Below are 12,438 nucleotides of genomic sequence, written 5' to 3'. Positions count from 1 at the left end.
GTCGGCATACCCGTGTTCACCGGTCCCATGCCGGCTGGGTGCAGCTCCTTTGGAGCTGCCCCGTTTACGCTATCGCCGGCCGCGCGTCCCGCCCCGCCCCCGCGATCTGACCGGTAAATGACCTGTACCACGACGGGTTTTGGGCGCGGTGGGCTGGCCCGGTGTTGATGGCCAGCCCGGGCGGGGTGGGGGTGTGGGGTCAGGTTGTCGGTTGCAGGGTGACGGTGTGGCCGAGGGCTTCGAGTTGCCGGACCAGGCTGTTGATCTTCCGGGTGGTGTTGATACGGCGTTCGTGGAAGTCGGCGCCGAGATCGTGGTAACGGGCGGTTGGGTCGTTGAGCAGGTGCCAGATGATCACGAGGATGGAGCGGGCGACGGCGACCTTGGCCTTGCCTTTGCCTCGACGTGTGACCAGACGCCGGTAGCGTTCGGACAGGAACGTTCCCTTGCCGCGGGCGACGGTGGCTGCGGCCATACCGAGGGCGCCTTTGAGGTACGGATTGCCTTTGCCTGTCTTGCCCGCGGTGAGGCTGGTACCGGACTGGATGGTGCGCGGACACAGCTTCGCCCAGGACACCAGGTGCGCCGCGGTGGGGAACCGTGTCATGTCCAGACCGATCTCGGCGATGATCAGTTGCGCGGACTCGGTGCTGATGCCCGGGATCTCGGCCAGGCGCCGCCGGGCGTCTGGCGCCGGGGTGTCGCCGTCGCCGCCGCCCGGCTGGGAGGGTGGGTCGATGTCGTCGAGTATCTGCCCGATCCGTGTGGTGAGTTTCGCGATCTCGGTGTCGAGGCGGTCGATCTGGTCGAGCAGGATCCGGGCCAACTCGCCGTGATGGTCGTCGAAGCGGCCGGTGAGTGCCTCGATGAGGGCGTTGCGTTTGCGGCGCAGCGCTCCGTGGGCCAGCGAGGCGAGGGTCGCCGGATCACGTTGACCGGCGATCAACGCCTCAACCATGTCCCGCGTCGACACCGTCCGCAGGGTGGAGGCCACCGACGACACCTTGATCAGGGCGTCTTCAAGCAGTTTCTCCAACCTCGACCAGTAGCGGGTCCGGTCCCGGACCAGATCCACCCGCATCCGGGTGTAGTCACGCAACACCCGCACCGGAGCCGCAGGCACGAACGAGGGCCGCAACAGGCCCTTCTCGGTGAGCTTGGCCAACCACACCGCGTCCAGCTTGTCGGTCTTCGGCCGCCCGGGCACGTTCTTGACGTCACGGGCGTTGACCAACTGCACGTCCAACCCGGCTGCCTCGAACAGGTAGAACCAGATCCGCCAGTAGTCCGACGTGCTTTCCACGGTGACCCTCTCCACCCCCGCCGCCACCAGATCGGCGGCAAGGTCACTGACCGCGTTCGTGGTCGCCGTCACCTGCCACACCCGGCTCACCCGCCGCCCACCCGCGGCGGGTAGCCGGGTACACACCATCCCCGACTCCTTGGCCACATCGACCGCACACACCCGCTCCCAGACCTTCTCGCTGTCAGCGTCCGGGATCTCTTCGGGTAACCCGCGCATCCGCCCGCGTCCCTCCTCACCGTGATCGACCAGTGGGTAGGTCGCCCGGGGGCCTCGGTCGGGAACCGAAAATCTGACCGGCGTGCTCGAAGCAACAGTGCGTGACCCACAAGAGTCCGGGCCCCGGCGCCAGACTTGCAGACGGCCTCAACTAGACCAAGATCGATCGGCGTCGGCGGGCGACCTGTCCACCATTTTCACGCCTGCGAGGCGTCCCGAAAAGACCGGGTGACTTGCACTTGCTGCCCCGGCAAACCGTCGCAAACAGCCCACTCGGGGGGCCGAAAGTGCAAGATCGCCGCTTGCTACCTTCTGCTTCATGCCTTCTCGCGCGATCACGGCCAGCAGCGGGGGCAGGTCCGTCCGCGTCCAGGCCGTCCGGCAGCGGCGGCCGGGGTGGTGCGGTCGTACCGGTTCGACACCCGGCAGCCGGACTCCCCGGTGGTCCTTTTCGGAGAGTTCCCGCTGGCCTGACCGGCGCCGCTCCTACGCCCGCCTCCGCGATCTTGCACTTGCTGCCCCGACAAACAGGCACAAACAACCCAATCGACGGGCCGAAAGTGCAAGATCGCTCCAGCGGATCGTCGCCGGGGGTGCAGGGCGAGGCGTCGCTTTTGCGGGGCAGGGCGGCCTCGGCGATGTCGGACGGCAGGCCCAGGCGCCCGATCGGCTGCGAGGCACCCAGCTTCTCCTCCAGGAAGTCGCTGAACGCATCCGCCCGCGTCGGCCTCGCTCGTGACGTCGGTACGGACGTAGCCGAGCGGACCCTTGTGCTCCTTCTGGAGCGCCGCGCCCAGCTCGTCGTTGATGTCGGCGGCGACGACCTTTGCGCCCTCGGCGACGAAGAGTTCTGCCGCGCCGCGACCGATGCCGCTCGCCGCGCCCGTGATCACCGCGCCCTTGCCCTGCAACCGATCCGGCATGGGTTCTGTCCCTCCGTGAGACCGCCTCTGACATTCAGGCCGTCCGCCGGGCAGTGGCATCCGCTCATCGGCTGCTGGGGACGGGTTGACCATGCCGGGCGAACAGCGTCGCCAGCTCTGCGCGTCCCCGCTCGACAACCTGTAGGAGCGGGCACAGGTCCAGGCCGTCGGGCAGTGGCATGTCGGTGAACAGGTCGCGGACGCCGAACCGCCGGCTCAGCCACCGGTGCAGCGCCCGCCGGTCGGCTGCGGCGTCCAGGTCGTCGGGCAGGCTCCAGACATCCTTCGCGTACGGGGTGTCGTCAGCCCCGATCGCCGCGAGCAGGCCGGACCGGCGAACCAGGCACGGGTAGCAGTGGCCACAGTGGAACTCAGACCGGTCCCTGGGCGGGTGGCCGCAGCTCACCGTCGCGCCGGTCAGGACGGCGGGCGGCAGCCCGGCGGTGAGGGCGTGCTGGCAGACCTCGCCCTTGGTCAGGTGCAGGTACGGATTGACGAGGGAGACCTCGCCGCCGACGCTGCGGATCAGCTCGTTGAGCAGGCTGAGGGTGTGCGGGTGCACCGAGCGGGTGGAGCAGGCCGCCACCCGGGCGGGCGTCAGCGCCGGGTTGAGCGCGAGCTGACCGTTCTCGGGTACGGCCACCCGCGGCACGTCGTGGGCGGCGGCGAGGAAGACGGCCGTGGCGGCGTACAGCAGTCCTCTGGTGCGGGAGGACTTGCCCTGCCGGAATTCGTCCCGATCGCGCGGAGGACGCGTTCCTGCTGCCCGGCCCACTGCGGTTCGTGGTACGAGACCAGCAGCAGGCCGCCCGCCGGCAGTCGGGCACGTTCGGCCGCGTACGCGGAGGAGTCGAGACCCCCGGAGAAGAGGGCCACCTCCTCGACCGGGGGGTCGGCGTCGAGCCGGCCCTGCTGCGGCCAGGGGTCGGCCCCCGGGAAGACCTCGATCGCCCAGCGATCGGCGGTCAGCGTCTCGACGACCCGGGTCAGCAGCGTGAGCGCCTGCCCCGCCCAGAGGTCGGGCTCGGTCACCTGTACCGACAGGTCGATCCGCCGGGTCCAGCCGTCATCGGAGCCGGCGCGGAGCGAGAACTTGTCGGCCAGGTAGACGGCGCGGGCGAGCTGGAGCAGGTCCTGCGCCCAGGCCGGGCGGTCCCGCGCCACCTCGGACAGCCTCTGGAGCCGCTCGTCAGCGTGGGCGAGTAGGCGGTGGTCGAGCGTCTGACGTCCGGGCGGAACGGCTGCCCGCCCCTGGACCGCGTAATGGTAGGCGTAATTTGTCGTGCTCATGCGACCAACTCCACCCCGGTGTCTCCCAGGCCCAACGCCTCGGTGACCGTCGTGCCGACCAGGTCCCGGGCCACCTCGGCGAGCCGTGGTCGCTGCGGCTCGCGTGCCGCCGCCTCCTCGCACGGGTCGGGCAGGACCTTGACGACCTGGTCCGCGACGAAGCCGGCGACGGCGTCGGTGGGGTCGAGCATCATCAGCGCGGGGACGGCGAGCTTGACGTTCTCGGCGATGAGAACGTGCACGAACTCGCCCACCAGTTCCCCGAAGAACGTTCGGTACAGGGCGCAGAACAGCTCACCCGTGAGCCGGGACGGGGAAGCCGGGCCGGCGAGCGGACCGTCCGGCGCGACCAGGCGTTCGGCCACCCGACGCGCGGCGCGGCGGATCGCCGCGTCCACGATGAGCCGACCGTCGCCGCCGACCTCGGTGACGAACCGGCGGACGACCTCGTCGGCGGGATCGGTGGGCGCGGCGCGATGCAGGTCCCGGAGCAGCGGAGGATCGGGCTGCCGCAGCTCGTCCAGCGCGGTGACGAGACGGTGGCCGGCCTCCTGCGCCGCGTCGCGGAGGCCGAATCGTTCCGGCTCTTCGAGGAGGGCGTCCCGCAGCGCCCGCCGGTACTGCGTCGCGACGTCCGAGGCGGTTCGCCGGTCGTCGTCGGTGAGCGAGCCCGGCCGGCTGTCCTCGCTCGGGGTCCAGCGGCGCAGGCGGCCCTTCGCGCCGCTCCACCCGCCGTGCCTGGGGCCGGCCAGACGCGTAGACGTGCCCACAGCGACCTCCCGGAGGGGGACGGGACAGTGCGCGAACGAAGTCTATTGATGCTTACCGTGTTTGAACAGATGCGTACAGTGCTCATCGGCCTGGCGTTCCCGCGCTGGTCGGGCAGCGGCTGGCGCGTTCCTCGGCTTCGACCTGGTCCGGGCGGTACGCGAGGTGCTGCTCGGCGCTGATCCACCCGTCACCCTGACCCGCCGCGCCGTCGACCGGCTCGCGCGCGAACGGTCGGAGAAGCTGCACCTGGTGCACCCGGGCGGCACCGTCGTCGTGCGGGAGGGCGAGGGCGACCTGCACTGGTGGACTTGGGCTGGTGGACCTGGGCCGGCTTCCGGGCGAACGGACCCTGACCGCCACCCTCAGCGAGGTGGTCGACCCGGGCGGACGGTTCGACGACTGCGCCATCCGGCTTCGGGAGGACCTGGCCCCGGCCGCCTGCCCACACGCCTGGCCGCGGCGACCCTGGCCGCCCGGCTGGCCGACCTCGACCGGGCGGCAGCGGTGCTCGCCGAGCCGACCCGGTTCGTCATCCCCTGACTGCAGCAGCGCGGCAGCCTCGCGTGCCGGCTGCGGCGGCCGTTCCGTCAGTCGTCGCAGCCGATGCCGTCACCGTCACGGTCGAGGTCGTAGATGTCCTCGCCGATCACACGTACCGGGCCGTAGACGTACGCTGGCCCGTTCCCGCTGCCGCCGGCGCAGTCGACGTCACTGGCGATGGGTACGCATCCGCTGTAGTTCGGGTCGCACTGGCGCTCCTTCTTGGTGCCGATTCTGACGACCTCGGTGACGGGTGCCTTGGTGACCTGCGACCGGACGAGCTTCTTGCCTGTCTGTACGCCGTCGGTCAGCGTGATCTCGTAGGTGAGGGTGCGGACGCCTGGCACACCGCGAGTCGTCACCTTCCTGGTGCCCTTGGGCAGTGACGAGTCCTCGACCGTCCTGGTCTTGTAGTTGATCCTCTGTTTCTCCGTGGCGGTCCGGGTTTCCACCGTAGGCGTGGCGGCCGTGCTGGGTGTCACGACGGCGCTGGGTGTCGGCGCCGCGCTGGGCGGCGGATCGCTGGCCGGCGCGGTCGTCGGCTCCTCGACGGCACTGATGGTCGGGGCCGCGTTCGCCGCCTTGCCCTTGGTCTCGGTAGGCGCCGGCGGGGAGACGACCGCTGCCATGATCGTTCCTCCGCAGCAGAGGAGCGCCAGTACAGCGGCGCTGACAAGGGCGATCTTCACCTTGTTGCGCCGGGGCCGTGGCTGGATCGGCAGGCCGGGGAACGGCCCAGCGGCCGGGAACTGCGCCGTCGGGTAGTGAGGGATGGGCCCGGTGGCGCCGGGCGGTGGGTTGTAAGGGGGTGGCGGCGCAGGCGGAGGCGTCTGGTTCTGCCACGGGTCCTGCGAAGGCGGGTACGTCACCTGTCAGAGTTTCCTGACGGACAGAGACCGAGGTCAGTGGCGACTCGGCCACGATCCGTATCGTTTGACCGTGTTGTCGTAGCCGGTCGGCGGTTGGTTGCGCTGCATGCGTGACCCCGCATCCGGCTTTCGGACTGACGGAGTCCGACGCCTAGCTGTCGGGCCGGCTGAGGTTCGTCGTGCGCCAGGAGGGCCATTCGTCCGGCCAGGTGTCGGGCCAGTCGTCGGCCCCGCGGCCGGAACGAGGAATCTCGCTACTCACCTCCTGCCCGACCACATCTCTGGCGAGCCGCTCCGCGAGATCGACGACATCGGCGGCAGACAGGCGCTTCCAGCCCTCGAACCGTCCGCCCATCGCGTCGTCGACCAGCGTCGCGCTCGCTGAGCAGCCCTCCCTCACCGATCGACCAGCGCCATCCGTACGCCCAGGGGCCGTAGTGGTCGACGAGGGCGCGGGTCATCGCCTCGGACCACTGAATCGCCTCCTCCGTTCCGACCAGACGGAACCCCTGTCTGATCGGCCGAGGCGGCACGGGAGGCGCCAGGGACCGCACCACGGTCAGCGCGTCGGCCGGGTCGAACGAGTACGGCGCCGGGTTGACATCCGCCCATCCGATCAAGAGCGGCAGACGCCACCGCCCCGAGTTGTCGCCCGCCATGATCACATCCTGCCAAACGCCAACTCGCCCGTCGTCCGTGTTCATGACTGACCGGCCGGGGTCAGGAGAGCCGCTGCTGACGTCAGAAACAGGCTATCGGCGCGGGCCGATCAACGGCGGAATGAGTTGCCCTTGACGCCTTCGACGAAGGTGGCCCACGCCGTCGAAATGAACGTCAGTGTCGCGCCGGTCGGATCCTTGCTGTCTCGAAGCCCGACGATGCCGGGGAGGTTGCCGGCGACCTCGACGCAGTCACCGCCGTTGTTGCTGCGGGTCGACTTGCGCCAGATCGCACCGGTCAGGTCAGGCACGGGAGTACTCCTCTGCGACTTGCTGGATGAAGCTCTTCGAGCGGGATTCGTTGAGGGTGCGGCCCGCCATGTCGGCCCAGATCGCGTTGTATGCGGCGGCCTCGTGGGACTTGTCGAGGTAGATCGCTCCCGTGGCGCTCTCCAGGTAGACCACCGGCGGCTCCATCTCCTTGCCGTTGGTATCCAAGGGGAACTCCAGGATCGAGAAGGCACCGGTCATCGCCCCGGCGTGCAGTCCGGCGGAAAAAGTCAGAACCTGGGGACACCACCGTCTCGGCCGAGGACGACCAGAACGTACGTCATCAGGTCTTCTGCGACCGGCTCATGCCCGGCGGCCGGCGGTGCCTGCTCCGGCCGGACCACGACGGCGAGTGCGCCCGGCGGGTTCGGTGGCGTTGACGGTGCTCGCCGAGCCGGCCCGGTTCGTGCCACCTGAACCTCACCAGTGGGGGGCCTCGCCGACGATCGCCGGGGCGCGGGTGTTCGCCATCTCCACCGACCAGTCCAGGGCGTAGTCGGCCACCTGCTCCCAGCCGGGCTCGCCGACAGTGAAGTGGGACCGTCCCGGGAACCCGTGGTAGTAGGTGATGGCCCGCGACTTCTGGTACAGGCCGGCGACCGCCTTCACCACCGCGGCCGGCACCACGTGGTCCAGGTCGCTGCCGATCAGCAGCAGTGGCCCCCGCTCGTCGTTGCCGTTGTCCACCCCGGCCGCCGAGTCCGGGTTCAGGTTCGCGAACGCGCCCTCGAAGAGCACGTGCCCGGCCGCCGGTACGGCGTACCGCTGCCAGGCCCGGTCGGAGTCCTCGGCGCTCAGGGTGTTGCCGAAGGCGTACCGGAACTCCTCGGGGGTGATCGGCACGGCGCGGTGCCGGTTCCGGGGGCTGCGGAGCACGGGGTACGCGGCGCGCAGCGTGCTCACCGGGAGCCGGACCACGCCCTTGATCGGCGCCGGGTGCACCCCGACCGCCACGGCGCCGAGCCCCCGGTCGAGCAGGACCTGGGCGAACAGGCCGCCGAAGGAGTGGCCCATCACGATCGGCGGCGTCGGCAGCCTCTCGATGATCGCGGCGTAGTGGTCGATGATCTGGTCCATGGTCAGGCTTGCGATGGGGCCCGGATCCTCCCGCAGCGCCTCGACCTCACGGTCCATTCCCGGCCAGGCGGGGGTCAGCACCCGGAAGCCGCGTGACCGGTAGCGCTCGGCCCAGTTCTCCCAGCTCCGGGGCGTCATCCAGAGCCCGTGGAGGAGCACGATCGTGTCGACCCGTCCCTTTGGCGTGGTATTCATCCCCTCAACCCCCCGCTGTCGCGACGCGGACCCGGCACGGTTACCCGCCCTCGGGGGCGGGGAACGCGTCGAGCGGAGACGGGTCGGCGTCCCCGCCCGCCGTGGGCGGGGACGCCTCGGGACGGCCCTGCTCAGCTCAGCTTGGCGCCGACGTGGATGGCGACCGCGTCGTGGGCCGGGACGTTGGCGGCGAACCAGCCGCTGCCGTCAACCGTGATCACCGGTCCGCTGCACGAGCCGTTGCTGAAGTCGCCGTGGATGATGTCGCAGTACCGGCCCGCGGGCAGCCCCGTGTAGTACGACCGGCCGTTGACCGCGAAGTCCTCGTCGTTGATCGTCAGGTAGCCCTTGCCGGCGCGGCTGAAGGCGATGTGCTGGTAGCCGTTGTCGTACCAGTTGGCGACGCCGGCGCCCTGGGTGGCGTTGTTGAAGCCCACCATGTTGAGGATGACCCGCCAGCGGTGCTCGCACTCCCAGCCCGAGTAGCAGGTGGTGTTCAGGGTCTTGTTGGTGCCGTCGGAGGGCGGGCCCTGGTCGCGGTTGCCGAACGTGTAGCTGGACATGACCGTGGGGGAGCCGTACGGCCAGCCCAGCATGAAGGCGTTGGCCAGGGCGTAGATGCCCCGGTCGTGGTACGTCAGCACGCCGCCCTCGCGCTGGGTGTCGTGGTTGTCCACGAACACCGCCGCCGAGGCGCTCGGTAGGTGGCCCCACCCCTCGCCGAAGTTCTTCAGGTACGCCAGCCGCTCGCTGCGGAACACCCGGGCGAGGTCCTTGCCGTACCGGAACTCGTGTACGTCGCCGTTGCCGGTGTACTCGGTCGGCAGGATCGGCTCGCCGGGGCCGTAGATGACCTCCTGCACGATGTACGCCGACCGGGAGAGCCTGGCCCTGATCCCGGCGATGTCGGCGGCCGGCATGTGCTTGCTGGCGTCCAGCCGGAACCCGTCCACGCCGAGCGAGAGCAGGTCGTTCAGGTACCCGGCGATCTTCGACCGGACGTAGTCCGACTCGGTCTCGAGGTCGGCGAGGTTGACCAGCTCGCAGTTCTGCACCTCGTACCGGTCAAAGTAGTTGGCGATGTCGTTGTTGCCGTTGCGACCGCAGTAGTGGAAGTCCTGCGACTGGTAGATGCCCGGGTAGTCGTAGTGGCCGTACGACGAGCCGGCCCAGCCGGTGCCTCCGGCGTCCTGGCCGGACATGTGGTTGATCACCGCGTCCACGATCACCTTCACCCCGGCGGCGTGGCACGTGTTCACCATGGACTGGAACTGCGCCCGGGTGCCCTTGCGGGACTCGATCCGGTAGCTGACGGGCTGGTACGCCACCCACCACTGGTTGCCCCGGACGTGCTCCTGCGGCGGGGAGACCTGGACGAAGCCGTACCCCTTCGGGCCCAGCACGTTGGTGCACTCGCTGGCCACGCTCGGCCAGTTCCACTCGAACAGGTTCGCGATGACCTTCTTCGTGCCGGACGGTGCCGCGGCGGCCGGGGGCGCCGCGAGGGCGGTCGGTGCGATCAGGCCGGCGATCAGGCCCAGGGCGAGCGCCGCGGAGCGGCCTCGACGTCGACGCATCGAAACTCCTACGGGATCGGGGGACGGGGCGGTGCGGCGGGGGAAGACGCCTCTGGTGCCGGAATCTTGCAGGTCATGGCTGAAATTTTCGGCAAGGTTACAAGCGCGTTGCAGAACCTGTCAACGCATGGACATGTATCGCTTCGCCTACTGGGATCCTCGTCGCCCGGGCAGGGCCATCCTGGTGGCCGCCGGGCGGGACGGAGTGCCGAGATCATCAAGCCTCCGTCCGACGTACGCGTACGATCTGCTCGTCGGCGCGGGACGCTGGGAGCCGCGCTACTCGCTGGGCACGTTCCCGCTGCGCTGCCGAAGGTCCGCCCCGAGACCGGTGAGGTGTGGCAGGCAGGGCATGGGCGGGCTACATGCGACGGAGGCGGGGTTGACAGTGGTTCTGCGAGTGAGTGGCCGCAATGCGCGGTTCCAGCAATGGAAAGCTCTCCTCGACAATCGGACCAAGCGGCAGCGACGCGGCGAGTTCCTCGTGCAGGGCGTGCGCCCGATCACCATGGCCGTCGAACACGGCTGGCAGATCCGGGAGCTGCTCTACGACACCAGCGCTCAGCTGTCCGGCTGGGCACGCGAGGCCCTGGACACAGTCCGGGCCGAGAGGTTCGCCGTCTCGCGTGAACTGATGCACGAACTGGGAGGTAAGGCAGACGCGGTGCCAGAGCTGCTGGCCGTGGTCGCGCTGCCGGAGGACGACCTGCGCCGCATCCCGGTCGGTCCGACCATGCTCACCGTCGTGTTCGATCGGCCCACCAGCCCCGGCAATATCGGGACCCTCGTTCGGTCGGCGGACGCCTTCGGCGCCGGCGGCGTCATCGTCACCGGCCACGCCGCCGACGTGTACGACCCGAAGGCGGTCCGGGCGAGCACCGGCTCGCTGTTCGCCCTGCCCGTGGTCCGGGTGCCCTCCCACCAGGCCGTTCTATCCTGGGTCGCTGACGTCCGCGCCGACGGCATCGGCATGAGCATCGTGGGAACCGATGAGCGCGGCATCCTGGACGCCGCCGAGTACGACTTCACACAACCCACCCTGACGTTGATCGGCAACGAGACCACCGGCCTCAGCTCCGGCTGGCGCGAGGCATGCGACCAACTCGTCCGGATCCCCATGTTCGGGTCCGCCAGCTCCCTGAACGCGGCGACCGCCGCGACCGTCGTGCTGTACGAATCGGCACGCCAGCGGGCCGCCGCCGCCCGGCGGTAGCGCGCTGCTCGCAGGCGGCCGCCCGGGGCGAAGGTTCAGCGCGGGCACGTGAGGGTGGAAATGCGTCGGCGGGGGTCGGGTAACCCGACCCCCGCCGACGGGGTGTGGTCAGCGGACCGGCGTCAGCCGGTCGGTGCCGAGCCGGTCGCGGAGCACCTCCGGCACCAGCACCGAGCCGTCGGGCTGCTGGAACTGCTCCAGGATCGCCGGGAACAGCCGGCTGGTGGCCAGCGCCGAGCCGTTCAGCGTGTGCACGAAGCGGGTCTGCTTGCCGCCCGGCTCCCGGTAGCGGATCGCCGCCCGGCGGGCCTGGTAGTCGCCGCCCCAGGAGACCGACGACACCTCCTTGTACTTGCCGGTGCTCGGCATCCAGACCTCGATGTCGAGGGTCTTGCGCATCGCGGCGCTGGCGTCGCCGGCCGCGAGCAGGCTGCGCTGGTAGTGCAGGCCCAGCCCCTCGACCAGGCTCTCCGCGTGGCCGACCATCTCCTCCAGCGCGGCGTCGGCCTGCTCGGGCAGGGTGAACTGGAAGATCTCCACCTTGTTGAACTGGTGGCCGCGCACCGTGCCGCGCTCGTCGGAGTGCGAGCCGGCGGCCTCCCGCCGGTAGCACGGGGTGTACGCGAACACCTTCAGCGGCAGCTTCGCAATGTCCAGGATCTCATCCTGGAACGCGCCGAGGATCGCCGTCTCCGCCGTGGGCAGCAGGAACTGGCCGCGCGGGGCGGACCGCTTGTCCAGGTGGTAGACGTCGTCGTAGAACTTGGGGAACTGGCCGGCGGCGAACCCGGCGGTGTCCAGCAGCAGGTGCGGCGGGAGCAGGAACTCGTACCCGGCCTCGACGTTCCGCTCGATCAGCCAGTTGACCAGCGCCCACTCCAGCCGGGCGCCCATGCCCGTGTACATCCAGAAGCCGGAGCCGCCGAGCTTGACCCCACGCTCGTGGTCGACCAGGCCGAGCGCGCGGCTCAGCTCCACATGGTCGCGCAGCTCCTCGATGGCCGGCGGCGCGCCGAAGGTCTTGACGACCCGGTTGGCCTCCTTGCCCCCGGCGACGACGTCGTCGGCGGGCACGTTCGGCAGCTCGCTCATCCGCTCGCGCAGCCGGGACTGCACCCCGTCCAGCTCGGACTCCAGCTCGGCGAGCTGCTTGCGCCCGGCCTCCGGCGCGGAGACCTCCGGCTCGGTGCCGGCCCGCTTCGCTGCCGCGTACGCCCGGGCCTCCGCCTTGCGGCGCTGCCGCTCGGCGTCGATCTCGGTGATCAGGGCGCGGCGCTCCTGGTCGAGCCGCTGGAGCTCGTCCAGCGCCCGGTTGACTTCGGCGGGATCCAGTCGCTTCGCCAGCGCGGTCGCCACCGCCTCGCGATCCTTCCGGATCAACTCCATGTCGAGCATGCTGCTCCGTACGCCTCCGTCCGGGGAGTCAGGTGGGACCCCCAGATGCTACCGTCGCGCCCCTCCGGGGCCGGTCC

Annotated in this window: 13 protein-coding genes and 1 pseudogene; 1 reads left to right on the top strand and 13 read right to left on the bottom strand. The window is 70.1% G+C overall.

Features of this window, described 5'->3' with window-relative positions; translation table 11 throughout:
- Positions 1 to 199 precede the first annotated feature (199 nt).
- The 12 genes and pseudogenes from JD77_RS04265 to JD77_RS04215 all read right to left on the bottom strand — a co-directional run bounded on the left by JD77_RS04265 (position 200) and on the right by JD77_RS04215 (position 9,753).
- Positions 200 to 1,522, bottom strand: a complete 1,323-nt coding sequence (locus JD77_RS04265; RefSeq protein ID WP_145773135.1) for an IS110 family RNA-guided transposase — start codon at positions 1,520 to 1,522, stop codon at positions 200 to 202.
- A 335-nt stretch (positions 1,523 to 1,857) separates the two neighbouring features.
- Positions 1,858 to 2,445, bottom strand: coding sequence for an SDR family NAD(P)-dependent oxidoreductase (locus JD77_RS04260; RefSeq protein WP_145773134.1), 588 nt, complete (start codon positions 2,443 to 2,445; stop codon positions 1,858 to 1,860).
- A 64-nt stretch (positions 2,446 to 2,509) separates the two neighbouring features.
- On the bottom strand, positions 2,510 to 3,088 hold the full coding sequence (locus tag JD77_RS31860; RefSeq protein WP_170286377.1) for a 7-cyano-7-deazaguanine synthase: 579 nt from the start codon (positions 3,086 to 3,088) through the stop codon (positions 2,510 to 2,512).
- Positions 3,043 to 3,735, bottom strand: coding sequence for a hypothetical protein (locus tag JD77_RS31855; protein WP_170286376.1), 693 nt, complete (start codon positions 3,733 to 3,735; stop codon positions 3,043 to 3,045). Before JD77_RS31855 ends, JD77_RS31860 begins: the two co-directional genes overlap by 46 nt.
- Complete coding sequence (locus JD77_RS04250; RefSeq protein WP_145773132.1) at positions 3,732 to 4,505, bottom strand: hypothetical protein; 774 nt, start codon at positions 4,503 to 4,505, stop codon at positions 3,732 to 3,734. The genes JD77_RS31855 and JD77_RS04250 overlap by 4 nt, the downstream gene beginning before the upstream one ends.
- 82 nt (positions 4,506 to 4,587) lie before the next feature.
- Positions 4,588 to 4,806, bottom strand: a complete 219-nt coding sequence (locus tag JD77_RS31850) for a hypothetical protein (RefSeq protein WP_170286375.1) — start codon at positions 4,804 to 4,806, stop codon at positions 4,588 to 4,590.
- A 287-nt stretch (positions 4,807 to 5,093) separates the two neighbouring features.
- Positions 5,094 to 5,675 carry a G5 domain-containing protein gene (locus JD77_RS04240; RefSeq protein ID WP_145773131.1) on the bottom strand — a complete coding sequence of 194 codons (582 nt, stop codon included), beginning with the start codon at positions 5,673 to 5,675 and terminating at the stop codon, positions 5,094 to 5,096.
- Positions 5,676 to 6,066: 391 nt separating this feature from the next.
- Complete coding sequence (locus tag JD77_RS04235) at positions 6,067 to 6,315, bottom strand: hypothetical protein (RefSeq protein WP_145773130.1); 249 nt, start codon at positions 6,313 to 6,315, stop codon at positions 6,067 to 6,069.
- A 369-nt stretch (positions 6,316 to 6,684) separates the two neighbouring features.
- Positions 6,685 to 6,885 carry a DUF397 domain-containing protein gene (locus JD77_RS04230; RefSeq protein WP_145773129.1) on the bottom strand — a complete coding sequence of 67 codons (201 nt, stop codon included), beginning with the start codon at positions 6,883 to 6,885 and terminating at the stop codon, positions 6,685 to 6,687.
- A pseudogene (locus tag JD77_RS04225) lies at positions 6,878 to 7,144 on the bottom strand (Scr1 family TA system antitoxin-like transcriptional regulator); the annotation flags it as partial. The gene JD77_RS04230 and the pseudogene JD77_RS04225, both read right to left, overlap by 8 nt.
- Positions 7,145 to 7,324: 180 nt before the next feature.
- Positions 7,325 to 8,176 (bottom strand): alpha/beta hydrolase, encoded by an 852-nt coding sequence (locus JD77_RS04220; protein ID WP_145773128.1) that lies wholly within the window; start codon positions 8,174 to 8,176, stop codon positions 7,325 to 7,327.
- 131 nt (positions 8,177 to 8,307) lie between these two features.
- Complete coding sequence (locus JD77_RS04215; RefSeq protein ID WP_145773127.1) at positions 8,308 to 9,753, bottom strand: alpha-amylase; 1,446 nt, start codon at positions 9,751 to 9,753, stop codon at positions 8,308 to 8,310.
- A gap of 382 nt (positions 9,754 to 10,135) precedes the next feature.
- Between JD77_RS04215 and JD77_RS04210 the strand changes: the two genes are divergently transcribed.
- Complete coding sequence (locus tag JD77_RS04210; protein ID WP_145773126.1) at positions 10,136 to 10,966, top strand: TrmH family RNA methyltransferase; 831 nt, start codon at positions 10,136 to 10,138, stop codon at positions 10,964 to 10,966.
- A gap of 108 nt (positions 10,967 to 11,074) precedes the next feature.
- Here JD77_RS04210 and serS read toward each other — a convergent pair whose 3' ends face one another.
- Entirely contained in the window at positions 11,075 to 12,361 is a 1,287-nt protein-coding gene (gene serS, locus JD77_RS04205; protein WP_145773125.1) for a serine--tRNA ligase, read from the bottom strand.
- Positions 12,362 to 12,438 lie beyond the last annotated feature (77 nt).

This window comes from Micromonospora olivasterospora (assembly GCF_007830265.1).
Classification (GTDB): Bacteria; Actinomycetota; Actinomycetes; order Mycobacteriales; family Micromonosporaceae; genus Micromonospora; species Micromonospora olivasterospora.
Note: the sequence above shows the minus strand (reverse complement) of the source record. Positions and strands in the feature narration are given on the sequence as shown.

Coding starts and splice junctions, on each gene's coding strand:
- JD77_RS04240 (WP_145773131.1), bottom strand. CDS start 5,675: ATGGCAGCGGTCGTCTCCCCGCCGGCGCCTACCGAGACCAAGGGCAAG.
- serS (WP_145773125.1), bottom strand. CDS start 12,361: ATGCTCGACATGGAGTTGATCCGGAAGGATCGCGAGGCGGTGGCGACC.
- JD77_RS04265 (WP_145773135.1), bottom strand. CDS start 1,522: ATGCGCGGGTTACCCGAAGAGATCCCGGACGCTGACAGCGAGAAGGTC.
- JD77_RS31855 (WP_170286376.1), bottom strand. CDS start 3,735: ATGAGCACGACAAATTACGCCTACCATTACGCGGTCCAGGGGCGGGCA.
- JD77_RS04215 (WP_145773127.1), bottom strand. CDS start 9,753: ATGCGTCGACGTCGAGGCCGCTCCGCGGCGCTCGCCCTGGGCCTGATC.
- JD77_RS04220 (WP_145773128.1), bottom strand. CDS start 8,176: ATGAATACCACGCCAAAGGGACGGGTCGACACGATCGTGCTCCTCCAC.
- JD77_RS04260 (WP_145773134.1), bottom strand. CDS start 2,445: ATGCCGGATCGGTTGCAGGGCAAGGGCGCGGTGATCACGGGCGCGGCG.